At 39.3% G+C, this 23,007-nt stretch carries 23 protein-coding genes; 10 read left to right on the forward strand and 13 right to left on the reverse strand.

From position 1 onward, the window contains the following. Positions 1-165: 165 nt before the first annotated feature. From ACOKFD_RS00275 to xerD, 3 genes are read right to left on the reverse strand one after another with little or no spacing between them, the layout of a single operon-like run. The gene (locus tag ACOKFD_RS00275) at positions 166-1,530 is read right to left on the reverse strand and encodes an alpha-amylase family glycosyl hydrolase (protein ID WP_422859418.1); all 1,365 of its coding nucleotides are present in this window, start codon (positions 1,528-1,530) and stop codon (positions 166-168) included. Continuing rightward, the gene (locus ACOKFD_RS00280; RefSeq protein WP_422859419.1) at positions 1,433-1,852 is read right to left on the reverse strand and encodes an alpha-amylase family glycosyl hydrolase; all 420 of its coding nucleotides are present in this window, start codon (positions 1,850-1,852) and stop codon (positions 1,433-1,435) included. Before ACOKFD_RS00280 ends, ACOKFD_RS00275 begins: the two co-directional genes overlap by 98 nt. Before the next feature lie 26 nt (positions 1,853-1,878). After that, the gene (gene xerD / locus ACOKFD_RS00285) at positions 1,879-2,775 is read right to left on the reverse strand and encodes a site-specific tyrosine recombinase XerD (RefSeq protein ID WP_422859420.1); all 897 of its coding nucleotides are present in this window, start codon (positions 2,773-2,775) and stop codon (positions 1,879-1,881) included. 182 nt (positions 2,776-2,957) lie between these two features. Here xerD and ACOKFD_RS00290 point away from each other — a divergent pair, with 182 nt between their 5' ends. The 5 genes from ACOKFD_RS00290 to ACOKFD_RS00310 all read left to right on the forward strand — a co-directional run bounded on the left by ACOKFD_RS00290 (position 2,958) and on the right by ACOKFD_RS00310 (position 6,484). Then, complete coding sequence (locus ACOKFD_RS00290; protein WP_422859421.1) at positions 2,958-3,461, forward strand: hypothetical protein; 504 nt, start codon at positions 2,958-2,960, stop codon at positions 3,459-3,461. A 56-nt stretch (positions 3,462-3,517) separates the two neighbouring features. Then, positions 3,518-3,976, forward strand: a complete 459-nt coding sequence (locus ACOKFD_RS00295) for a hypothetical protein (RefSeq protein WP_298997796.1) — start codon at positions 3,518-3,520, stop codon at positions 3,974-3,976. Between the two features lie 312 nt (positions 3,977-4,288). Further along, the gene (locus tag ACOKFD_RS00300) at positions 4,289-4,750 is read left to right on the forward strand and encodes a hypothetical protein (RefSeq protein WP_298997798.1); all 462 of its coding nucleotides are present in this window, start codon (positions 4,289-4,291) and stop codon (positions 4,748-4,750) included. A 79-nt stretch (positions 4,751-4,829) separates the two neighbouring features. Continuing rightward, on the forward strand, positions 4,830-5,249 hold the full coding sequence (aroQ, locus tag ACOKFD_RS00305; protein ID WP_422859422.1) for a type II 3-dehydroquinate dehydratase: 420 nt from the start codon (positions 4,830-4,832) through the stop codon (positions 5,247-5,249). 62 nt (positions 5,250-5,311) lie between these two features. After that, positions 5,312-6,484, forward strand: a complete 1,173-nt coding sequence (locus tag ACOKFD_RS00310) for a PQQ-dependent sugar dehydrogenase (protein ID WP_422859423.1) — start codon at positions 5,312-5,314, stop codon at positions 6,482-6,484. On the opposite strand, the gene ACOKFD_RS00315 is transcribed toward ACOKFD_RS00310, so the two are convergent. From ACOKFD_RS00315 to ACOKFD_RS00340, 6 genes are all read right to left on the reverse strand, one after another. Further along, positions 6,481-6,771: a DUF3817 domain-containing protein gene (locus ACOKFD_RS00315; RefSeq protein WP_422859425.1), complete on the reverse strand. Its 291-nt coding sequence runs from the start codon at positions 6,769-6,771 to the stop codon at positions 6,481-6,483. The genes ACOKFD_RS00310 and ACOKFD_RS00315 overlap by 4 nt on opposite strands. After that, entirely contained in the window at positions 6,771-7,322 is a 552-nt protein-coding gene (locus ACOKFD_RS00320; RefSeq protein WP_422859426.1) for a PepSY-associated TM helix domain-containing protein, read from the reverse strand. Before ACOKFD_RS00320 ends, ACOKFD_RS00315 begins: the two co-directional genes overlap by 1 nt. Positions 7,323-7,333: 11 nt before the next feature. Continuing rightward, entirely contained in the window at positions 7,334-8,725 is a 1,392-nt protein-coding gene (gene lpdA / locus ACOKFD_RS00325) for a dihydrolipoyl dehydrogenase (protein WP_422859427.1), read from the reverse strand. Between the two features lie 111 nt (positions 8,726-8,836). After that, complete coding sequence (gene msrB, locus ACOKFD_RS00330) at positions 8,837-9,250, reverse strand: peptide-methionine (R)-S-oxide reductase MsrB (RefSeq protein ID WP_422859428.1); 414 nt, start codon at positions 9,248-9,250, stop codon at positions 8,837-8,839. A gap of 30 nt (positions 9,251-9,280) precedes the next feature. Then, the gene (gene msrB / locus ACOKFD_RS00335; RefSeq protein ID WP_422859429.1) at positions 9,281-9,772 is read right to left on the reverse strand and encodes a peptide-methionine (R)-S-oxide reductase MsrB; all 492 of its coding nucleotides are present in this window, start codon (positions 9,770-9,772) and stop codon (positions 9,281-9,283) included. A gap of 123 nt (positions 9,773-9,895) precedes the next feature. Beyond that, positions 9,896-10,465 carry a collagen-like triple helix repeat-containing protein gene (locus ACOKFD_RS00340; protein WP_422859430.1) on the reverse strand — a complete coding sequence of 190 codons (570 nt, stop codon included), beginning with the start codon at positions 10,463-10,465 and terminating at the stop codon, positions 9,896-9,898. 157 nt (positions 10,466-10,622) lie between these two features. On the opposite strand from ACOKFD_RS00340, the gene glgB reads away from it, so the two are divergent. The 4 genes from glgB (at position 10,623) to ACOKFD_RS00360 (ending at position 17,293) form a co-directional block, all read left to right on the forward strand. Next, a complete protein-coding gene (gene glgB / locus ACOKFD_RS00345; RefSeq protein WP_422859431.1) occupies positions 10,623-12,518 on the forward strand; it encodes a 1,4-alpha-glucan branching protein GlgB in 1,896 nt (631 codons plus the stop codon). A 100-nt stretch (positions 12,519-12,618) separates the two neighbouring features. Beyond that, positions 12,619-15,018, forward strand: a complete 2,400-nt coding sequence (locus ACOKFD_RS00350; RefSeq protein ID WP_422859432.1) for a glycoside hydrolase family 31 protein — start codon at positions 12,619-12,621, stop codon at positions 15,016-15,018. 36 nt (positions 15,019-15,054) lie between these two features. Further along, the gene (locus tag ACOKFD_RS00355) at positions 15,055-15,864 is read left to right on the forward strand and encodes a M48 family metallopeptidase (RefSeq protein ID WP_422859433.1); all 810 of its coding nucleotides are present in this window, start codon (positions 15,055-15,057) and stop codon (positions 15,862-15,864) included. Positions 15,865-15,961: 97 nt separating this feature from the next. Next, positions 15,962-17,293 carry an MFS transporter gene (locus ACOKFD_RS00360; protein WP_422859434.1) on the forward strand — a complete coding sequence of 444 codons (1,332 nt, stop codon included), beginning with the start codon at positions 15,962-15,964 and terminating at the stop codon, positions 17,291-17,293. 90 nt (positions 17,294-17,383) lie between these two features. On the opposite strand, the gene ACOKFD_RS00365 is transcribed toward ACOKFD_RS00360, so the two are convergent. The 4 genes from ACOKFD_RS00365 to ACOKFD_RS00380 are packed head-to-tail and all read right to left on the reverse strand — an operon-like array spanning position 17,384 to position 20,327. Then, positions 17,384-18,106, reverse strand: a complete 723-nt coding sequence (locus tag ACOKFD_RS00365; protein WP_422859435.1) for a head GIN domain-containing protein — start codon at positions 18,104-18,106, stop codon at positions 17,384-17,386. 28 nt (positions 18,107-18,134) lie between these two features. Continuing rightward, positions 18,135-19,226: a hypothetical protein gene (locus tag ACOKFD_RS00370; RefSeq protein ID WP_422860988.1), complete on the reverse strand. Its 1,092-nt coding sequence runs from the start codon at positions 19,224-19,226 to the stop codon at positions 18,135-18,137. Further along, complete coding sequence (locus ACOKFD_RS00375; protein ID WP_422859436.1) at positions 19,207-19,767, reverse strand: hypothetical protein; 561 nt, start codon at positions 19,765-19,767, stop codon at positions 19,207-19,209. Before ACOKFD_RS00375 ends, ACOKFD_RS00370 begins: the two co-directional genes overlap by 20 nt. A gap of 2 nt (positions 19,768-19,769) precedes the next feature. Continuing rightward, entirely contained in the window at positions 19,770-20,327 is a 558-nt protein-coding gene (locus ACOKFD_RS00380) for an RNA polymerase sigma factor (protein ID WP_422859437.1), read from the reverse strand. A 216-nt stretch (positions 20,328-20,543) separates the two neighbouring features. Between ACOKFD_RS00380 and lon the strand changes: the two genes are divergently transcribed. Then, a complete protein-coding gene (gene lon / locus ACOKFD_RS00385) occupies positions 20,544-22,994 on the forward strand; it encodes an endopeptidase La (RefSeq protein WP_422860989.1) in 2,451 nt (816 codons plus the stop codon). The last annotated feature ends 13 nt before the right edge of the window (positions 22,995-23,007 follow it).

Below are 23,007 nucleotides of genomic sequence, written 5' to 3' on the forward strand. Positions count from 1 at the left end.
GAATTTGGATAAAAATTAGTTGTTAAGGGAGTTATAATTCGTGCCCTAACTCTTTAACACAAGTAATATTTTCCACTTTTAATATGTCTTGTTTCTAAACCTAAAAATACCAATGAATTTTTCAAGATAAAATCATAGCCTTTTCGATAAGTGAATTGCAAAAATCTAAATCTGATACACACATGCCTGATAGGGTCGTAGCTCAAACTTTCCATTTCCCTTATCGGCTGTAGATAAATCGTTGGAAATAATCAAGCTAAGTTCCCCAAAACCTTTGTTAGACAAATCAATATGGGCTGGTTCGGTTGAGAAGCTTAGCAAAACTAGATATTTGTTGTTGTCCAGAACCCGGGTGTAAGCATATACTTGCTCGTTGTTTTTCAATAGTAGCGTATAGTCTCCGTAGACCAATCCCAAATGATCCTTACGTACCTGGACCATTTTTCTAAAATAGTTCAATACGGAACCAGTATCTTTTTCCTGTTCTTCAACATTAAGCCCTTCTTTATGGTTGGGATGCACCTTTAGCCAAGGTTTTGCTTGGGTAAAACCTGCATTCGTTGTATTGTCCCATTGCATAGGGGTACGGCCATTATCTCGGGCGGCCTCTTTTTCATTTTCAATAAAAGTCTCTAAATCCATGCCTTGTTGTTTAAGCAAAGCATAACGGTTTAGCGTATTGATGTCCTGATAGTCCTCAATATTGTCAAAACGAATATTGCTCATCCCAATTTCATCACCATAATAGAAATAAGGTGTTCCCTTCATGGTCAACAAAAAGGTTTGCAACATAGTGGTGGAATTGTACCAGTGTTCTGGCGAGTCATTTCCCCAGCGGCTTACGGTTCTGGGATTATCGTGATTGCTCAAAAACAGGCTTCCCCAACCTTTTTCAGCAAAGGTTTCATCCCAGTCGGAGAATATTTTTTTGAACTCGGTAAGTTTCCAAGGGTCACTTCGCATCCAAAACACTTCGTCCCCTTCCCGGTCCAAGGACATCAACTCAAAATGAAAGAACATGTTAAGTTCTTCTCGGTCTTCATCCACAAAAAGTAAAGCTTGGTCCCTGTCCACTCCAGGAGTTTCGCCCACAGTCATAACATCATACTTGCTCAGAACTTCGCGGTTCATTTCATGCAAATAGTCATGCAGTTTAGGGCCATTGGCATAAAAAGGGATGAAGTTGCCATTGTATTCTTCGGGCAACTCAGGATAGGAAATGTCTTTTGAAATAAAAGGAATCACATCCATTCTAAAACCATCTACTCCTTTTTTGAACCAAAAATGCATCATATCATATATTTCTTGGCGCACTTTTGAGTTTTCCCATTTTAAATCAGGTTGCTTTACCGAGAAGTAATGGAGATAGTAACTATCGGTCTGCTCATCATATTTCCAAGCATTTCCATCCACATCAAAATAGCTGAAACGCTTAGGTGGAGTGCCTTTTTCGGCAGGCCACCAGTGGTAGTAATCGCGATATGGGTTTTCTCGCGACTTTCGAAGATTCTTGAAACCAATGGTGTTCATCACTAGTATGGTTAACAACTAAATCCATGACCAGTTTTAGGCCGCGTTCATGCATACCCTCCAAAAGTTGGTCAAAATCGGCCATAGTACCGAATTCTTCCATGATATTTTGGTAATCACTGATATCATACCCATTGTCATCATTGGGTGATTGATATACTGGACAAAGCCAAATAATATCTATGCCCAAACTTTTAATATAATCCAATCGCTTTATAATACCCTGAATGTCTCCAACGCCATTTCCCGTTGTATCTTGAAAACTCCGTGGGTAAATCTGATAGACCACACCTTCTTTCCACCAAGCTCGTGACTGTTTCATATCTGAAAATTTGAAAAGCGAAGATATTATTTTCTTGGATGAAATTGATGCAATACTTCTGTCAAGTGCTTCCTATTTACGTGCATATAGACTTCAGTAGTGGTAATGCTTTCATGACCTAGCATTTGCTGGATGGCGCGTAGGTCTGCACCATTTTCTAGTAAATGGGTGGCAAAGGAATGGCGAAACGTATGCGGACTGATATTCTTTTGTAGTTCGATTTTTTCGGCCAAGGTTTTAATAATAGTAAAAATCATGGCCCGAGTCAGCTTTTTACCCCTACGATTCAGGAAAAGATAATCTGAAAATTCTTTTGGTATACGTTGGTGCACCCGAACTTCAGACCTGTATATGTTTATATATTTTTTGTTGACTTTACTTATAGGAACAAAGCGTTGTTTGTTTCCTTTTCCAGTTACTTTGATAAAGTCTTCTTCAAAAAACAAATCCGAAAGCTTTAGCTCAATCAATTCGGAAACTCGAAGTCCACATCCATACAATGTTTCTAAAATGGCACGGTTTCTTTCCCCTTGAGGGTGTGAAAGGTCAATGGCGTCTATAAGTTGATTGATTTCCTCGGTGGATAAGGTATCGGGTAGTTTCCTGCCGATTTTAGGAGTTTCTATGAGTTCTATGGGATTGTCCTTTCTGTATTCTTCAAAAATTAAATAGTTGAAAAAGCCTTTCAAACCTGATATTATTCGAGCTTGGGAGCGTGGATTCATTGTTTTGGCCACATCATAAATAAATGCTTGAACTGCCTCTTTAGTGATTAGTATTGGGCTTTCGCTTATATGATTCTCAGATAAAAAACCCATTAGCTTTTCAATATCCAGAGCGTAATTGGAGATGGTGTTTTGTGAAAGACCACGTTCAATTCTTAAGTAATCCTTATAATCCTTAAGTGCATGTTTCCAATTCATTTGATAAAAATAGAAACAAAAAAAGGTATTGGAAGAATAACACCTATCAATCGGTCAATTCAAAGCGTGGTTTCATCAATTTGACAAGGGATTTGGATATGAATACAGATACCTTGGCATTGGTTTGTTCATACTTTTTTGATTGAGGCTACGTTTTAACATTCAATAAACCTTAATCAGACATGAAAAAAACCATTGCAACAAGTATTTTTTTGCTCGTAGTAACTTTTACAACCATCGGACAAGTAGATAGAAGTAGTTTTAAAGCAGGACTTACTGCAGGAATACCTGTAGGAGACGCATCGGATATCAGTAGTTTTGCTTTAGGGTTGGATGTGAACTATCATTGGGGGGTTTCCAAGCTTCTTGATGTGGGATTGGCCACAGGGTTCATTAATTCCTTTGGAGAAACCGGAACAGATTTAACCGGAGAGTTTGAAGATTTCCAGTTTATCCCGGCGGCGGCTTCTGTTCGTATTTATCCTACTTACGAATTTAAATTTGGTGCTGATGCAGGCTATGCCGTTGGTATCAATGATGGCAATGATGGTGGCTTTTATTATCGACCAGTGGTTGGGTATAACATTACGGGCAATACAGAAATAAATGTCTCTTATACTGCAGTGGCCCTGGAAAACAATTTCAACTTTTCTATTGCAATGGCAGGTATTTTGTTTCTTTTCTGAAAACAAGTTTGAAAAGGCATTTTTTGAAATTTAAGTAATAACCATAAATATCAAAAATGAAAAAATTACTACTTACATTAATTATTGTCTCTTCATTCTCAACTTTTACAACAGCCCAAACTAGCTATAACGGTGCAGTTGGATTAGGTATAGACCTTATCGGGGATTTTACCTTTGTGGGTGCTGGAGGAAAATATTTTTTCTCTGAAAAACATGTAGGCCAGGCCCATTTAGGATTTGAACAAGACGCTACAATTATAACTGCATTATACTCTTTTCATAAAGAAATTGTAGGTGCCAGAGGACTAAGATGGTATACAGGAATAGGACCAAGTATTGTTTTCTTGGATGGAGATAATACTTTCTCCTTGCGTCCCCATGCAGGTTTGGACTTTAAATTTGATGGAGTTCCCATAGTTCTGAATTTCGATTGGAGACCTGCTGTTATTTTAAGTAACTCCGGTGATAATGAGGTAGGGAGTTTTGGTTTTGGAGTTCAGTTTGCTTTTAACTAATCAACCGCTTAAATATGATAATAAGCAGGGGTCATCCCTGCTTTTTTGTTTATAAAAAACAATGTATCAATTGCAAAGCAATCAATAAGCAAGCCATCTTTTTTTCATTGGAAGCAAGGATAACGTTTTGATTTGGTAAATCCGGAAAAGGGGATAATTAATCAACTTCAATACTCAACACTCGACTTTTTTTAATCTTCTCTCGTATATATAGTATATTTATTATTTAGAGTGAAAAGGTTTTAAAATCCACTTACTCTAGGAAAAGTAAATACTCACTAAATATTACATATTACTAATTAAATCAAAACCATGAAAAAAACATTTTTATGCTTGCTTGCCATTGTTGCCTTTGGCACAACATCTTATGCTCAAACTAGTTATACTGGGGCTGTAGGTCTTGGTATTGACCTTTGGGACGACGCCACTTTTGTAGGGCCTAGTGCAAAATACTTCTTTTCGGACAACCATACTGGTCAGTTTGATTTAGGTTTTGAAGATGGAGGTACAATCTTGACGGCTCTTTATTCTTATCATGATGAGTTTTCCGGAGCTGCAGGATTGCGTTGGTACGCAGGTATCGGACCTAGTATCGTTTTGATAGATGATTTTGACAATGTTTTTGCTTTACGTCCACATGCTGGATTGGACTTTAAAATTGATGGCGTTCCTATTGTTATCAATTTTGATTGGCGACCTGCCATAGTTCTTAGCGATGCTGGGGATAATGAAGCAGGTGCTTTTGGATTTGGAATTCAATACGCATTTGATTAATCGTTCTTTAATAATATTTATAAAAGGCAGTCAATTTCGGCTGCCTTTTTGTTTTTTGAAGATATTGTATTTTTAGCCTATGAAGCTTATTATCATCAATGGCCCCAACTTAAATCTTTTGGGCAAACGAGAGCCCGAAGTTTACGGCAATACTACTTTTGAAGAATATTTTTCCAAATTAGAAAAAAGATTTCCAGAAGTAGAACTCACCTATTTTCAATCCAATATTGAGGGTGAGTTGATAGGGAAGATTCAAGAGGTGGGGTTTGATTTTGATGGCATTGTATTAAATGCTGCTGCCTATACTCATACCTCGGTAGGTATTGGCGATGCAGTTAAAGCCATAGAAGTTCCTGTTGTAGAGGTCCATATTTCCAACACCCATCAACGTGAAGATTTTAGGCATATATCCCATATTGCAAATGCAGCCAAGGGAATAATTCTTGGTTTTGGACTTCAAAGCTATGACTTGGCCATACAAAGTTTTCTAGAAGGCTAGTAGGTCACTAACATCTGGCAGGCTTAAATTCTTCGTATCTTTTATAACCCCAATGTATTGATATGAAAAAGATTGCACTTTTAACCTCGGTGACTTTCCTCATTCTGTTTTCATGCTCTGATGATAATGGAGCAACCACTAACTCAGATGATGTTGACCCTGGAGATACGACCTTTACCCTTCAAAATGCGTTTCCAAACTTAAGCTTTTCAAGACCTGTTGATTTTCAAAGTCCCAATGATTCAAGCAACAGAGTTTTTGTTGTTGAACAAGGGGGGACTATACGGGTTTTTGATAATGATGAAAATGAAGATACTTCCCAAATCTTTTTGGATATCAGTTCTCAAATAAACACAACAGCCAATGAGCAAGGATTATTGGGGTTGGCGTTTCATCCTAATTTTGAATCCAATGGGTATTTTTATGTGAATTATACCCCCTCGACCACTCTATCAGTCACATCTCGTTTTCAAGTATCATCCACAAACCCGAATGAGGCAAATATAAATTCGGAGCTTGTTTTATTGGAAATTCCGCAACCTTTTACAAATCACAATGGAGGACAACTAACTTTTGGTCCAGATGGATTTTTGTATATAGCTTCTGGTGATGGAGGTTCTGGTGGTGATCCGGACAACAATGCTCAAGACCGGTCAAATTTGCTTGGAACCATCTTAAGAATTGATGTGGATGGAACTTCAAATGGGTTAAACTATGGAATCCCTTCAACCAATCCTTTTGTTGGAGAACCCAATATTCGTGAAGAAATTTTTGCATACGGTTTTAGAAATCCTTGGCGGATGAGTTTTGATTTGCAAACCGGAAATCTTTGGTCTGGAGATGTGGGTCAAGACGAGCGTGAGGAAATTAACCTTGTGACCAGTGGTGGGAATTACGGCTGGCGATTGTTTGAAGGTACTTTTTGTTTTTCAGGAGACTGCTCCAACGCAGGCTTAATTTCTCCTGTTTTTGAGTATGAGCATAATGGAAATGACCAATCGATAACAGGAGGTCATGTGTATAGAGGGAGTCTTACACCATCTTTGGTCGACAATTATATCTATGCTGATTTTATTGACGGTCGAATTTGGGCCCTGGACGCTTCCTCCAGCAACCCGGATGACACTTTGCTGATAAACTCCAACCTTAATATCTCATCTTTTGGTGTGGACGCACAAAATGAGCTGTTTATCTGTGCCTTTGATGGGTCAATTTATCGATTAGTGGAAAACTAAGTTGCTACTTCACTGGGCTTCAAATACTTTTGATCAACATAAAAAGTAGCAAAAGGTAGCAGCGAAGCTACCATTAAAATCAAAAGTCGTTTAATGTTCCACTTTCTATCGTACCAAAAAAGGAAAGCCACAACTACATACGCTATAAAAAGAATACCATGGGCATAACCAACAAATTTGTTGGGCTCCAAAATACCTGCCCAATATTTTAAGGGCATAGTAAAAGCAAAGAGTGACAAGTAGGATATGCCCTCGAGTATTGCTGTAATTCGAAAGAGTTTTAACATTATGCAAACAGGATTAAAAATAATATTGGGAACAAGACCCCAGCCAATGCCAATTTCCAACCTCGTTTTCTAAAACTGTTCTTCCCTTTGGTAATGAACAATCCGGTAAAAGCGATAACCAACATAGCGGCTCCAAAAATATCAGAATACCAAATCCAGAAATTATTGGTGCTTTTGTGCAAAAACATGGTATGACCCAAAACAGGTACTTTTCTCTTGTATTCCAAAAAGCCTTTACCTGTAGTAGTATTGATGTCCAAAGTTATGTTTCGTTTAAAATTGGCTCGAAGCTCTTCTCCACGTATTCTATGTCCATCATATTTATCCTGAAGGTCCCATTTTTCTGCAATGGATTTGATGAACTCTTCGGAGTCCAAACTTTTTGGATTATCAGGCAGTGCAATTTGGACTTCTTCAGACTCGTAGGCATAATCCATGGGATACCAATCCTGCCTGTGATTCAAAACAATACCGGAAAAGGAAAAAGCAATGATAAGGCCAATATAGAAGTACGCAATATCCCTGTGGATATTTCTATGATTCCACTTCATGAAAAATTGGTCTATAGGTGAATTACTTCATCGTAAGCATCGGCCACTGCTTCCATAACTGCTTCACTCATAGTTGGGTGAGGGTGAACAGCTTTCAGGATTTCGTGTCCGGTAGTTTCCAATTTTCTTCCCACTACAGCTTCAGCAATCATATCGGTAACACCAGCTCCAATCATGTGGCAACCCAACCATTCGCCATACTTGGCATCAAAAATAACCTTAACAAAACCATCAGAGTTGCCTGAAGCTTTGGCCTTTCCACTTGCTGAGAATGGAAATTTACCGACCTTGATATCGTATCCTTGTTCTTTGGCCTGTTTTTCGGTCAGACCAACGGAAGCAACCTCTGGCATACAATAGGTACATCCAGGGATATTTCCGTAATCCAACGGTTCAACATGCATTCCTGCGATTTTCTCTACACAAAGGATTCCTTCTGCAGATGCTACGTGCGCTAAAGCTTGGCCAGGAGTTACATCTCCAATGGCATAATATCCGGGGATGTTGGTTTGATAATAATCGTTTACTAAAATCTTGTCCCTATCCACAGCTATGCCAACATCTTCCAAACCAATGTTTTCGATGTTTGTTTTAATACCCACAGCGGAAAGCAAAATATCTGCCTCCAGTATTTCTTCACCTTTCGCAGTCTTAACCGTAGCTTTAACCCCATCTCCGGAAGTATCCACGTGGGTTACCTCTGCTGAGGTTTTAATCTTAACACCCGCTTTTTTGAAGCTACGCTCCAATTGTTTGGAAACGTCTTCGTCTTCTACTGGTACTATATTAGGAAGGTATTCCACAACGGTGACTTCGGTTCCCATGGAATTGTAGAAATAAGCAAATTCAATACCAATGGCACCACTACCCACAACAATCATTTTCTTGGGTTGTTTTTCCAAGGTCATTGCTTCGCGATAACCAATTACTTTCTTACCATCCTGCGGAAGACTCGGTAACTCGCGACTTCTTGCACCCGTTGCAATAATAATATGGTCTGCTGAGTATTCGGCAGGATCTCCATGCTCACCTTTGACCACCACTTTTTTTCCGGGCATAATTTTACCATACCCGTTTAGAACTTCGATTTTATTTTTTTTCATCAAGAACTGAACGCCTTTGCTCATTCCGTCAGCAACACCACGACTTCTTTTCACAACGGCATCGAAATCGTGTTCTACTTTTTTAGCACTCAATCCATAATCCTCTGCATGCTTCAAATATTCAAAGACCTGAGCTGATTTCAATAATGCTTTGGTAGGAATACATCCCCAGTTTAAACAAACACCACCAAGACTTTCTTTCTCAACAATAGCCGTTTTAAGACCAAGTTGTGATGCTCTAATGGCCGTCACATAGCCACCCGGGCCGCTTCCCAAAACAATTACATCAAAATTGCTCATTCCTTTTTAGATTTTAGTTGTTATGATTGATATCTAACCTTTTGGTTAGGCAGGTGCAAAAATACGGAATTCAAATGCCATTTACCAAGCGGCAAATTCTAGAAAAGTTTTTCAGGAAGGTAACTCTTCAGAAGCGTCGAAATCTATACTTAGGGAGTTTATACAATAGCGCTGACCTGTGGTTTCTCTTGGGCCATCATTGAATACATGCCCCAAATGACTACCGCAATTGGCGCACACAGTTTCGGTGCGAATCATTCCATGAGAGGTATCTCTAATATATTCAATGGCACCTTCAACAGCTTGGTCAAATGAAGGCCAGCCACAACCACTTTCAAATTTGTTGCCGCTATCAAACAGCTTAGCATTACATGCTTTGCAGTGATAAGCCCCTTTTTTAAAATGAAGATTGAACTCTCCGGTATGGGGATATTCGGTACCCTTTTGCCTTAAAATTCGGTATTCATCAGTAGAGAGTTGCTTTTTCCATTCCTCTTCAGTCTTTTCGACGGCGTACTTTTTCAATAGCTAATGTTTTTAGGGAAGTTAATGTATTTATTCGGAATCGGGGATGAAATTTAAGGCCACTCCGTTTATGCAATGTCTTTTTCCAGTAGTGTTTCTGGGACCATCATTAAATACATGGCCCAAATGTCCACCACAGGTGGCACAATGTTCTTCGGTACGGGCATATCCTATTTTGTAATCTACATCATACGCTACGCTGTTCTCAATCTCTTGGTCAAAACTAGGCCAACCTGTTCCTGAGTCGAATTTATTCTCACTACGGAAAAGGGGGGTAGAGCATGCTGCACAAACATAGGTGCCTTTTTCCTTGTTATCCAAAAGTTCGCTGGTGAAAGCATTTTCCGTAGCAGCCTTGCGTAAGATGTAATATTCCATATCCGTTAACTGCGCTTTCCATTCGGCATCCGTTTTTGAAATTGGATATTCCTTTGTTTCCGCAATTTCCTTGTTCTTTTCCTGAGATACACCTTTACATCCTATAATTAGTAAAAGGGCTACCCATAGCAAGTTTTTTCCCATCTGTTTTTCTTTTTCTATTTAGACGCAATTTTTGATATTCCTTTCAAAAATAGTACTGAAAGTGGTATTGGGGCAAATAAAAAAGCCTCGCTGTAACGAGGCTTTCATTAATGTCTATATGAATTAGTTCATTTGGATTTTTTGAACTTCACTTTCATTGACTCCTAAAGCTGACATTACGGCGCTTAGGTTTGAAGTATTCATTCTGGAGCTATCTGCAAACTCGCTTGGAAGTATTACAATCCTAAAAGATTGATTGTCCGTGAAATCTGTGCTTATACCAGAAAGATCAAAATTACCATCAATAAACAACTCCACATCTACAAAAGTGTGGGCGAAAACGTATTGAATCGTTCCTTCTGGCAAGAAAAAGCTTTGAGGAAGTTGGCTCCATGCATCAGCAGTGCTGCCATCATCCAAGTCAATTGTGCCATCAAATCTATAGACCAATACAGCATCGGATTCAAAGATTTCAAAATTGGTTTCCTCACTGAATGTTATTAAGGAACTAAAAAGGTTATTGTCTGGGTCAAAACCAAAGTTTACACCATCCACTTCAATGACTTGGCCTTGAATGCCAGGTTCACCTTCGGGCCCAGGCGCTCCATCGAAACCAGGAGGTCCCTCTGGGCCTTCACAAGAGACTATGAACAGCGCTAGAAATATACCGACTACTGTATTGAATTTTTTCATGATATTGATTTTTATGATTTGAACTATTACTGTTTTCCCACTATGAAAACAAAAAGCGTTCCATTTTAGTATTCTGATTTTGAATTATAGGAAAACAACACTTTATATGTTCCTATTTGAAAGATCCGTAATATTGTATCAACTAAACCCAACGATTATGGCCAAAGTACTTTCCCATAGCTTTTTCACTGATTTCGATATTGACCTTTTTAAGGCGGGTAAGCACTTTCGCTTGTATGACAAATTAGGTGCTCATCTTACCGAGGTAAATGGAAAAAAAGGAACCTATTTTGCAGTTTGGGCCCCCTCGGCCAAATCAGTTTCTGTAATCGGGGATTTTAATGGTTGGGAAGCCGGTGAACATGAGTTGAACGTACGTTGGGACGAAAGTGGAATTTGGGAAGGTTTTATACCAGATCTGGATAAAGGAACCTTATATAAATACAAGATAGAATCACATCATAACGATATTTGGACCGAAAAGGCTGATCCTTTTGGGAGATATTGCGAAACACCACCTAAAACTGCATCAGTAGTTTGGGAAGCCGATTATAAATGGAAGGACAAATCCTGGATGCAGAGTCGTAAGGAGCAGAATGCATTGGATAAACCCTTTTCGGTGTATGAGGTTCATTTAGGCTCATGGAAGAAAAAAAACGGATGGGAATCCCTAACATATGTGGAGCTTGCCGATGAGCTGGTGAATTACGTTGAGGATATGGGCTTTACCCATGTCGAGTTTATGCCCATAATGGAATATCCTTATGACCCTTCATGGGGCTACCAGCTTACGGGATATTTTGCACCCACTTCGCGTTTTGGCAAACCTGAAGATTTCAAGCTATTGGTTGATAAGTTTCACCAAAAAGGAATTGGGGTAATTTTGGACTGGGTACCATCCCATTTTCCAGAAGATGCACATGGACTTGGTTTCTTTGATGGTTCGCATCTGTACGAACACCCGGATAGACGTAGAGGATATCATCCGGACTGGAAAAGTCTCATTTTTAATTACGGTAGAAACGAGGTAAGGGCTTTTTTGATCAGTAATGCTATTTTTTGGCTGGATCAATATCATGTGGATGGACTGCGAGTTGATGCTGTGGCGTCTATGTTGTACTTGGATTACTCTCGTGAAGATGGTGAGTGGGAACCCAATATGTATGGAAATAATGAAAACCTCGAAGCGATGTCTTTCCTTAGGGAAATGAATCAAGAGGTATACGCAAGCTTTGAAGGAGTACAGACTATAGCAGAGGAGTCCACTGCCTTCACCGGAGTTTCTAAGCCAGTCCATTTTGGGGGACTTGGTTTCGGTATGAAATGGATGATGGGCTGGATGCATGATACTTTGGAGTTTTTCAAAAAAGAGCCTATCCATCGCTCATACGACCTGAATGATATCACCTTTAGTATGACCTATGCGTTCACAGAGAACTTTATGCTACCCTTTTCACATGATGAAGTGGTCTATGGCAAAAATTCACTTTTGTATCGTATGCCAGGGGATGAATGGCAAAGGTTTGCCAATCTTAGAATGCTCTATGGGTATATGTTTACCCATCCTGGGGCCAATTTATTGTTCATGGGAGGAGAATTTGGTCAGTCGTCCGAATGGGATTTTCAGAATAGCTTGGACTGGCATTTGACACAATACGATTTCCATTCTGGAATTCAGGAAACCATAAAGGACCTAAATGCTCTCTATAAAGAAAGCCCTGCACTTCATGAGAAGCAATTTAGCCAGGAGGGATTTCAATGGATAGAATACAATGATCAGGAAAACACAGTGATTTCTTATAAACGTATGGGTAACAATCCGGAAGATGATTTAATTGTAGTTTGTAATTTTACCCCCGTACCAAGAGAAAATTATAGGGTAGGGGTCCATAAATCAAAACAAATGAAATTGCTATTCAATAGCGATGATACAAAATACGCAGGTAGCGGTATAGGCAAAAAAACGCTAAGGCCAACATCCAAAGAGTGGAACGGTTGCCCAAAATCGGTAAATATGACATTGCCCCCTCTTAGCGTAATTGTTTATAAATAACGGGTTTCGTTTTATTTACGAAAACTTTATTTATTGTTCACAACATCTTTTTCAATTGTCATGGTAATGTGTTTCTTTTGTCTTTCTCAATAGACCAACAATGATTACTAATACAGAGATTGCTAAAATTGGAAATCAATATCCCAACCACATAGTTGATTTCAAGCATGAAAATGATAAAATATTTTTTACTACCCAGAATGGAGTCATTCTAGAAATAACCATACTTCGCGACAGTGCCATTCGTTTTAGATATGCTACTGAACACGTTTTTGAACCAGATTTTTCCTATGCCATCAGTGATGATGTTAGTTTAGGCTATAATAGTCTTACCGTAAAGGAAGAAATCCCAGAATATGTAATTACTACTTCCAAGGTCAAGGTATATGTGAACAAATCCAATCTTAAGATTCAGATTGTAGATATAGATGATGTTATCTTAAGTGAGGACGAACTTGGCTTTCATTGGGAGGAAAACTACGACTATGGGGGCAATATTGTTAAAATGAGCAAGATTTGCCACACAGGGGAGAGTTATTATGGAATGGGAGACAAGGCCTCTCATACGAACTTGAAAGGAAAGAGAGTAAATAATTGGGTAACAGACTCTTATGCCTACGGTAAAGATCAGGAACCTTTGTACAAGGCCATTCCATTTTACTTGGGACTTAAAGAAAACATTGCTTACGGAATCTTTTTTGACAATTCTTTCAGTACATATTTCGATTTCGCCAATGAAAAGCGAAATGTGACCAGTTTCTGGGCCGATGGTGGAGAAATGAACTATTATTTCTTCTATGGACCGAAAATGAAGCAAGTAGTTGAAGCCTACACAGATTTGACCGGTGTGCCAGAACTTCCGCCGCTTTGGGCATTAGGTTTTCATCAATCAAAATGGAGCTATTACCCAGAGAAAAGAGTAAAAGAGATAGCATCTACTTTTAGAAAGCTTCAAATTCCTTGTGACGCCATTTACCTGGATATTGACTACATGGAAGGCTTCCGATGCTTTACTTGGAATAACCGCTATTTCCCCAATCCCAAAAAGATGATTGCAGAGCTGGAGGAGGACGGTTTTAAAACCGTTACCATGATAGACCCTGGAATCAAAATTGATAGGGATTATTGGGTGTATCAGCAGGCAATGGACAACGGTTTTTTCTGCCGAAGGGCGGACGGGCCCCATTTTAAAGGAAAAGTTTGGCCTGGGGAATGTAAGTTTCCGGATTTTACCAATCCAGAAGTACGCGAATGGTGGGGCGGACTTTACAAGGAAATGATATCGGAGATGGGAGTTAAGGGCGTTTGGAACGATATGAACGAACCGGCGGTAATGGAGGTACCTACCAAAACAGCAAACTTGGATGTACGCCACGATTATGATGGTCATCCTTGTAGTCACAGAAAAGCCCATAACATTTACGGTATGCAAATGGTACGCGCCACATACGAAGGCGTGAAAAAATACATGTTTCCTCTAAGACCATTTGTTCTTACCCGAGCTGCTTACTCAGGTACTCAGCGCTACTGTTCTACCTGGACAGGGGATAACGTAGCTACCTGGGAACATCTTTGGATTGCAAATGTACAGATGCAACGTATGTGTATGAGTGGCTATTCATTTGTGGGCTCGGATATTGGAGGTTTTGCAGAACAACCCAATGGTGAACTTTTTGCACGCTGGATGCAGTTGGCCATTTTTCATCCATTTTGTAGGGTACATTCCAGTGGAGACCATGGCGACCAAGAGCCTTGGTCTTTTGGCGAGGAAATAACCGATATTGTTAAGAACTATATTGAGTTGCGCTATCAACTACTACCATACATTTACACACTTTTTTACAAGTATATCAAAGATGGAATGCCAATGATTCAATCTTTGGTATTCTATGACCAAGAAGATACCCAGACCCATTTCCGAACGGACGAGTTCTTGTTTGGCGAGCATTTTTTGGTATGCCCAGTACAAGAACCCAATGCACAAGGTAGACGGATGTATTTTCCTAAAGGGAAATGGTACAATTTCTGGAATGATGAGGTAACTGAAGGTGGGGTTGAAAAATGGGTGCCAGCTGAATTGGATACAATTCCTCTTTTTGTAAAAGAAGGGGCTATGATTCCTAAATATCCTGTACAGCAATATGTGGGAGAAAAGGAAATAGAAGAGCTCCAAATAGATGTGTATTATAAAGAGGGTATTGAAAATTCCAGCGTATATGAGGATCAGCAAGATGGCTACGATTACAAAAAAGGAAGATATAGCCTTCGTAAGTTCAGATTACGCGGAAAAGAGAATGAACTTATCATACAGCAATTTAAAGATGGAAACTTTATCACTCCGTATGAAAAAATAAAAATGACATTCCACGGCTTACCCTTTAAGATCGGTACCATCGAATTGGATAATGAAATAGTCGATTTTAAGGACGTTAAGTTGAATGGAGACAATACGGTTGAGGTAAGCAAGGATTTCACCGAGTTACATATTATTGGAAAATAAATTTTGTATTTTACTCATACTAAACACATCCATTTTATGAGAAAATTTATTCTAACAATTCTGTTTTTTGTGGGGGTTGCAGCCTGTAAAACCAATCCATTTACAGGAAAAAGTACCCTTAACTTTTATCCAAATAGTCAAATATTTCCAACGGCTTTTGCCCAATATGACCAATTCTTGGGGGAGAATAAGGTTGTAACTGGAACAAAGGATGCACAAATGATAGTAGCAGTGGGACAGCGAATTGCTTCCGCTGCGGAAAGATGGCTCAATGCCAACGGATATCCTGGCTACTTAAAGGACTATAAATGGGAATACAACCTTGTCAAGGATGATGCCGTAAATGCTTGGTGTATGCCAGGGGGTAAAATTGTGTTTTACACAGGAATTTTACCAATAGCCCAAAATGAAACGGGAATTGCGGTAGTTATGGGACACGAAGTGGCTCATGCCCTGGCCGATCATGGTGCGCAAAGGATGAGTGCCGGTATGTTGCAGCAATTGGGTGCAGTAGCTGGAAATGTGGCTATTAAGGATCCTCAAAAGCGTAATGCATTCAATCAGGCTTATGGCATAGGTTCATCTGTTGGGGTAATGCTTCCTTTTAGTAGGAGTCATGAAACAGAGGCAGATAGAATTGGACTCCAAATCATGGCTATTGCAGGATATAATCCTGATGAAGCAGCCAATCTTTGGCGAAGAATGAAAGCCAATGCAGGAGGACAGGCTCCGCCAGAGTTTTTGAGCACACATCCATCAAATGATACCCGTATCAATAACTTGATGACCTGGGCCCCAGAAGCAAAAAAAGAAGCGGCTAAATTTGGGGTCACCTCTTTTAAATAAAAAACCAATTGTAAAGTGTCATTTCAACCTTTGGAAAACCCTTATCAAGAAAGGATTTCGAGATATTTGAAATGACACTTTTCCAATTCTTAGAGCCATGGCACAAGTACTTGTAATGAAAGGAAGTAAAAAGTTATTGAATGCTTGGGCATTTTATGATTGGGCCAATTCCGTTTACAGTTTAGTGATTTCCTCTGCAGTGTTCCCAATTTTTTATGGCGCTTTGTTCAGGGCGGCAGAAATAGAGAAAGTGACCATTTTTGGAGGTGAAATAGCCCGTGCTCCCTTGATTAGTTATGTTACATCTTTGGCTTTTGTTTTTATCGCGATTGTTACTCCCCTTGTTTCAGGTGTTGCCGATTACACAGGGAACAAGAAGATATTTCTTAAGTTTTTTTGCTATTTGGGCGCAGCATCATGCATAGGGCTATACTGGTTCTCTTTAGAGAATATTTATTTTGGATTGGTTTGCTATTTCTTTGGATTGGTAGGTTTTTGGGTAAGCTTTGCAATCAACAATTCCTATCTGCCAGATATTGCCTATCCAGAGCAACAAGACGGTATTAGCGCCAAAGGGTTTTCATTGGGTTATGTGGGTAGTGTAATCCTTTTGGTATTTAATTTGGCTATGGTGATGCAACCTGCCGTTTTTGGAATTACGGATAATGGGGGAGAAGTGGCCGAGATTAAAGCCATGAAATATTCTTTTATTTCCGTGGGTATCTGGTGGGCCCTGTTCAGTCAGTATACATTTAAGCATCTTCCAAAAGGATACAAGCGTGATGGGGAAAGAAGTAATATCATCCTTAACGGTTTTAAAGAACTCCAAAGTGTTTGGAAGCAACTAGGGAATGAAATTCGACTTAAAAGATATCTCGGCGCTTTTTTTGTGTACAGTATGGCAGTTCAGACCATCATGTTGATAGCTACATATTTTGGTGAGGAAGAAATAAATTGGGGAGGAGATAGTGAACGAACCACGGGATTGATAACAAGCATTTTGGTGATTCAGGTAGTGGCTATTATTGGTGCAACGGTAACCGCGAGAGCATCTAAAGTCTTTGGAAACATTAAAACTTTAATTGTAATCAATGCTTTTTGGGTATTGTTATGCATTTATGCCTTTTTCCTTCAAACACCCACAGATTTCTATATTGCTGCTGGACTAGTTGGAATTGTAATGGGCGGAATTCAAGCGCTCTCAAGGTCCACCTATTCCAAATTCTTGCCCGAGACTACGGATACTACGTCCTTTTTCAGTTTTTACGATGTAGCAGAGAAAATAGGAATCATTATTGGAACTTTTCTGTATGGTGTGATTGCTCAATTGACAGGCAGTATGCGCAATAGTACCATATTCTTGGGGATATTCTTTTTGGGAGGGATTATTCTGTTGCTTCGGGTCAAAAAAGTAGACCAAAGCGAATAAAAGAAAAGCCCCTACTTTTCGGTAAGGGCTTAACCTGTTTTCGATTGATGATTTAGTATTGTTTTTTGATTGGATGCGTAAACTCCTGTTCTAGTGACTGGAAATATCTCCAGAACCCGAACTTTTTGTATCTATTTTCTTTGGATTCCCTTTGTAGCTAATATCACCAGAACCTGAAACTCTAGCGCTTATGCTTTCTTTTGCAGTGACTTCTACATCAGCAGAACCAGATACCTGTACCTTTACATAGCCAGCCTCTAATCCGTAGGCATTGATGTCTCCTGAACCTGAAACCTGGACTTCCAAGTTAGAAGCTTTCCCATTCAATTTCATGTCTCCAGAACCGGACATGGATGCTTCCAAGCTATTGGCTTCAACATCCAGAACAATATCTCCAGAACCGGAAATACGGGTTTCGAAAGTATCTGACTTTAAAGTTGTTCTGCTCGTAATATCTCCAGAACCGGATAGACTTACGGCCTCAACAGATTCAACGGGTACCACAATCAATATTCCGGAATTCCAATTGGATGGTTTTAGGTTAACCCCTTTTTGGGCCTTAATAACCAGTTTACCATCTTTTACCTCGGTTTTGATGTAATCGAGAAGGTTAGATTCTCCTTTAAGGGTAATTTCTCCCTCGTTTCCGGCAATCAGTTCCAAATCGAACCAGCCTGCCAACGCAATAGCATCGTAATCCCCGACCGATCTTTCAATGGTCACTACGTTTCCGTTTCCTTTGATTCTTTTCCATTGCGCATTTGTTATTCCAACAAATCCAAGGGCTAAACATAAGGTTATAAGCTTTTTCATGATAGTTTTGTGTTTTTTGAAATTGTATTTAGTTTTTATAAAAAGTTACTCCGCCATATTCGCTATTGATGTACACCACGTTGCCAGAATTATCATCGCCATAGTATCCATTGTAGTATTTTTCACTGGATTTTTCCTTTCTCACCTGTAGTTCAAAATCCCCTAAACCGCTTACTCCGGCGTATTCGGTAGTGATTTCGAAATCAAAGTAGTACTCAGGGTGGTATCCAATTTTGATACCTGTATAATCTGTTCGTATATTGACATCTCCAGCTTCCGGAGCCATTTCACTGATTTTGATGGAACCGTAATCCGAGGTGATTCCAACATCGCCAGAAACAGTACCCAATTTTACCCCAATGTAATCCCCATTTCCTTTTACACTTTTAACCTTGCCTACTTCAATGGAACCATAATCACTGGTATATTCCAAGTTTCCCATTTCCTTTACCACGGCATTTGTGTAATCAGCATTTATTCTTAAATCTCCCGCTTTCTCAATGGTAAAACCAGAGTAGTCTGCGATAATCTCTCCACTATTGATGAACTCAAAAGTGGAACGGGATGTATAATCGAAACGAAGTTCATTGTTTCTACCTCTAAGCTCACCGATATCCATTTTTCCATAATCACAGCTTATTTTCGCATGCCCGTCAATTCTATCCAAGTATATGTTTCCATAATCGTTGCTCAAGCCAACACTGTTTTTCACGGGTAGTTTCACGGTATAGTTCACTTGAACGTTCACGTTCTTTTTCTTATTCCATTTCCACCCCCAATTATTGTTTCTGTTACCAAATTGTGTTCTGGCAGAAACTAAGTTGGAACTGCTGTCAAAATCCACATCTATTTCATTTAAGCGTTCCTGCACCCGCTCCTCATTGTTTCCATTGGTTTTGATATGAACCTCAATCACTATACGGTCCTCGTTCCAAGAAGTTAGGCTAAGGTTACCATAACTATTGGTGATTTTCAAAAGGGCATTTGCGTTTACCTGAAACTCTTTTTTGATGGTTTTCTCCTTGGTGTACTTTCCATTCAGTTTACCCTTCTTGGCCGAAGTGGTCAACGGTACAAGAATCAAGAAGCATAAAATGCTTTTATATAGTAAAGTTTTCATCATTGTATGATTTTAAGTTTTTAATATTTTCTATGCTATTAAGCACTTCTTTCAAAAGGTCTATTCTAGTTTGGAAGTTGGTTATCATAGCGTTCAATATAATTTTGCTATCACCTCCTTTTATTAATTCTTGTTCCAAATTCATATAATCCGTTTCCAACCTGTCTAGCTGCAAAAGCGTATCATCCACTAGTTTTGCCGTTTCAGGAGATTTTGCATCTTTCAATTCCTGAACCTGTTCTTCAATAAGACTTGCAAAGTAGAACTCGGTCTTTGAAACCTCTGGTGCAATCTCCACTACTTGTTCCTTAATGGAAGGTTGGGTATTGAAGAGCTGTAATCCAATAAGGCAGATTACGGCTACCGAAGCTGCGATGGAAAGTGGTTTCCAAAGTCTATTTTTTCTTTGAGGTAGTGAAACTACTCCCTTGGATTGATTCAGTTTAGCTAAAAAACGTTCCTGATGACCGCTTCCGGGTTCTTCAACATCAAATTCTCCCTGAAGCCTTTCAAACAAATTATCTAAATTATCTTTCTTCATAACTAAACATTTACGGTCAATTTTTTTCTCAGACTTTCTTTGGCTCTAGAAATAGTCGTTCTGCAATTGGCATAACTAATATTCATGATCTCACTTATTTCTTCGTAATCATAACCTTCGATTAAATGTAAGGTCAAAGAAACTCTGTAATTGTCTTTCAAACTTTTCATGGTCTCCATCACTTTTTGAGCCTTCAGTTCAGTATAACCATTGTTATTTAAATCAACTTCATTGTAATCTTCGACCTTGTACATTACCTCATCCAAATTCGTGGATCTTACTTTCTGTTGTTTTTTGTAATGATAGATACTGTTATTAATCACAATTCGCTTCAACCAAGCTCCAAAGGTCACGTCTCCCTTAAAGGTGTGCAGTTTCGTAAACGCGTTCAAAAACGATTCCTGCATGACGTCTTCAGCTTCTGCGGTGTCCTTTACAATTCTAAAAGCTGTATTGTACATGGCTTTGTAATATCTATTGTAAATTTCCATTTGTGCACTTTGCTTGCCTTTTAAGCACGCTTGAAGCAATGCATCAGTATGTTCATTTTGGTGGCTCAAAAAATGATTGATTTGTTCTAAAGAGTGGTGAAGGTATGGATTGTTACACTTTTTTAATTTTTTTTGAAATTCATGGCACAAGAATTGCCTTTTTGGAAGTGAAATAGTGCTTCAGAAGTCCTATATATTTAGGAAAGGGATGATTAACATGAGAGGAAGCGCGTAATTGTAAAGATACATTTTGTTTAAAATGACAAAATGTCCGAAAAAGAAACTATGGGAGAAATCAAAATATCAACTTTTGACAGTTTAGCCATGCAGGGATTGGATGATGAGGCGGAATTGATTCCGTTGCTCACACCAGAGGATGAAGAAGAAATGAACAGGGAGGAATTGCCTGAAACTTTACCCGTACTACCCCTTAGAAACACTGTGCTATTTCCTGGAGTGGTTATACCCATAACCGCGGGGAGGGATAAATCCATAAACCTAATAAAAGATGCCAACAATGGAAGTAAAACCATTGGAGTGGTTTCCCAAAAGGATGAACAAGTTGAGAATCCAGGCGTAAAAGACATTAATAGATTAGGGACGGTAGCGCGTATTCTAAGGGTGCTTCAGATGCCAGATGGTAATACCACGGTTATCATTCAAGGAAAAAAGCGGTTTGAGATAGACCAAGTGATTGAAGAGACCCCGTATTTGACCGCTACGGTCAAAGAGGCCATAGAAGAGAGACCAGATGAAAAAAGTGATGAATTTGGTGCCATTATCGATTCAATTAAGGAACTGGCTTTTAAAATTATAAAGGACAACCCAAACATTCCTACTGAAGCCACTTTTGCCATACGAAATATTCAAAGCAATTCGTTCCTTATCAATTTTGTGTCATCCAACTTGAACCTTTCTGTTGAGGACAAGCAAAAACTTTTGGAGATACCCAATCTTCAGGAAAGGGCCATGACCACTTTGAAGTTCATGAACACTGAGCTTCAAAAATTGGAATTGAAGAATGATATCCAATCTAAGGTTCGGAATGACATGGACCAGCAGCAACGGGAGTACTTTTTGCATCAGCAGATGAAAACCATTCAGGAAGAACTTGGGGGTATTTCTTATGAGGAAGAAGTGGACGAGATGCGTGCCAAAGCAAAAAAGAAAAAATGGGGTAAAAAAATAAAGGAACATTTTGAAAAAGAATTGGCCAAAATACAGCGCATGAATCCCCAAGTCGCTGAATACTCCATTCAAAGGAACTATTTGGACCTCTTTCTAGATTTACCCTGGGATGAATTTTCCAAGGATAAGTTCGATTTAAAAAGAGCGCAACAGATATTGGATAGGGACCATTACGGTTTAGAAGACGTTAAAAGGCGAATCATAGAATATTTGGCCGTATTGAAACTCAGAAACGATATGAAGTCGCCCATTCTTTGTTTATACGGACCTCCGGGAGTTGGTAAAACATCTTTAGGAAAATCTGTGGCCGAAGCTTTGGGGAGAGAGTATGTTCGCATTTCGTTGGGTGGTTTGCGCGATGAGGCAGAGATTCGAGGGCATAGAAAAACCTATATCGGTGCGATGCCCGGAAGAATTATTCAAAGTCTTAAAAAAGCGGGCACTTCCAATCCTGTTTTTATTTTGGATGAAATCGATAAGCTTTCCAACAGTCACCAAGGAGACCCTTCATCGGCTATGCTAGAAGTGTTGGACCCAGAGCAGAACAATGAATTTTATGACAATTTCTTGGAAATGGGCTATGACCTATCCAAAGTAATGTTTATCGCCACGGCCAACAACTTGTCCACGATACAGCCTGCCTTGCGGGATAGGATGGAAATCATCAATGTTACAGGCTATACTATTGAAGAGAAAGTAGAGATTGGTAAACGCCATTTGTTGCCGAAGCAGTTAAAGGAACATGGGCTTTCTGCTAAGCATTTACGTATTGGAAAACCACAATTGGAAAAAATTGTGGAAGGCTATACCCGTGAATCTGGAGTCCGTAGTTTGGAAAAGCAACTGGCCAAAATGGTACGATATGCTGCAAAATCCATTGCTATTGAAGAGGAATATAGCGTAAAAGTAACCAATGAGGATGTGGAGAAGATTTTAGGTCCAGCCCGTTTGGAGCGGGACAAATACGAAAACAATGATGTAGCTGGCGTGGTTACTGGCTTGGCGTGGACCAGCGTTGGGGGTGATATTCTATTTATAGAATCTATTCTTTCCAAGGGAAAAGGTACTCTGAACATTACCGGAAATTTAGGGAAGGTGATGAAGGAGTCTGCAACCATTGCCATGGAATATATCAAATCCAATGCAGATGTTTTTGGTATTGACGCCGAAGTTTTTGATAAATACAATGTACACATCCACGTACCAGAGGGTGCCACTCCAAAAGATGGTCCAAGTGCAGGAATTACGATGTTAACTTCTTTAGTGTCCTTATTTACCCAGAAAAAGGTTAAAAAGAGTTTGGCTATGACGGGTGAAATCACACTTCGTGGTAAGGTACTCCCTGTTGGTGGAATCAAAGAGAAGATTTTGGCAGCGAAACGGGCTCGAATCAAGGAAATCATTTTGTGTGAAGAGAACCGAAAAGATATCAACGAAATCAAAGAAGATTATCTAAAGGGACTCACCTTTCACTATGTGACCGATATGAGCGAGGTAATTGATATTGCCATCACGGATAAAAAAGTAAAGAATGCCAAGAAGCTCTAGATTAGAAGTTTCT

Source organism: Flagellimonas ulvae, assembly GCF_049333175.1.
Lineage (GTDB): Bacteria > Bacteroidota > Bacteroidia > Flavobacteriales > Flavobacteriaceae > Flagellimonas.

Bases quoted from the DNA above. Each gene is read 5' to 3' on its own strand.
- ACOKFD_RS00275 (WP_422859418.1), bottom strand. From the start codon at position 1,530: ATGAACACCATTGGTTTCAAGAATCTTCGAAAGTCGCGAGAAAACCCA.
- ACOKFD_RS00280 (WP_422859419.1), bottom strand. From the start codon at position 1,852: ATGAAACAGTCACGAGCTTGGTGGAAAGAAGGTGTGGTCTATCAGATT.
- xerD (WP_422859420.1), bottom strand. From the start codon at position 2,775: ATGAATTGGAAACATGCACTTAAGGATTATAAGGATTACTTAAGAATT.
- ACOKFD_RS00290 (WP_422859421.1), top strand. From the start codon at position 2,958: ATGAAAAAAACCATTGCAACAAGTATTTTTTTGCTCGTAGTAACTTTT.
- ACOKFD_RS00295 (WP_298997796.1), top strand. From the start codon at position 3,518: ATGAAAAAATTACTACTTACATTAATTATTGTCTCTTCATTCTCAACT.
- ACOKFD_RS00300 (WP_298997798.1), top strand. From the start codon at position 4,289: ATGAAAAAAACATTTTTATGCTTGCTTGCCATTGTTGCCTTTGGCACA.
- aroQ (WP_422859422.1), top strand. From the start codon at position 4,830: ATGAAGCTTATTATCATCAATGGCCCCAACTTAAATCTTTTGGGCAAA.
- ACOKFD_RS00310 (WP_422859423.1), top strand. From the start codon at position 5,312: ATGAAAAAGATTGCACTTTTAACCTCGGTGACTTTCCTCATTCTGTTT.
- ACOKFD_RS00315 (WP_422859425.1), bottom strand. From the start codon at position 6,771: ATGTTAAAACTCTTTCGAATTACAGCAATACTCGAGGGCATATCCTAC.
- ACOKFD_RS00320 (WP_422859426.1), bottom strand. From the start codon at position 7,322: ATGAAGTGGAATCATAGAAATATCCACAGGGATATTGCGTACTTCTAT.
- lpdA (WP_422859427.1), bottom strand. From the start codon at position 8,725: ATGAGCAATTTTGATGTAATTGTTTTGGGAAGCGGCCCGGGTGGCTAT.
- msrB (WP_422859429.1), bottom strand. From the start codon at position 9,772: ATGGGAAAAAACTTGCTATGGGTAGCCCTTTTACTAATTATAGGATGT.
- ACOKFD_RS00340 (WP_422859430.1), bottom strand. From the start codon at position 10,465: ATGAAAAAATTCAATACAGTAGTCGGTATATTTCTAGCGCTGTTCATA.
- glgB (WP_422859431.1), top strand. From the start codon at position 10,623: ATGGCCAAAGTACTTTCCCATAGCTTTTTCACTGATTTCGATATTGAC.
- ACOKFD_RS00350 (WP_422859432.1), top strand. From the start codon at position 12,619: ATGATTACTAATACAGAGATTGCTAAAATTGGAAATCAATATCCCAAC.
- ACOKFD_RS00355 (WP_422859433.1), top strand. From the start codon at position 15,055: ATGAGAAAATTTATTCTAACAATTCTGTTTTTTGTGGGGGTTGCAGCC.
- ACOKFD_RS00360 (WP_422859434.1), top strand. From the start codon at position 15,962: ATGGCACAAGTACTTGTAATGAAAGGAAGTAAAAAGTTATTGAATGCT.
- ACOKFD_RS00365 (WP_422859435.1), bottom strand. From the start codon at position 18,106: ATGAAAAAGCTTATAACCTTATGTTTAGCCCTTGGATTTGTTGGAATA.
- ACOKFD_RS00370 (WP_422860988.1), bottom strand. From the start codon at position 19,226: ATGAAAACTTTACTATATAAAAGCATTTTATGCTTCTTGATTCTTGTA.
- ACOKFD_RS00375 (WP_422859436.1), bottom strand. From the start codon at position 19,767: ATGAAGAAAGATAATTTAGATAATTTGTTTGAAAGGCTTCAGGGAGAA.
- lon (WP_422860989.1), top strand. From the start codon at position 20,544: ATGGGAGAAATCAAAATATCAACTTTTGACAGTTTAGCCATGCAGGGA.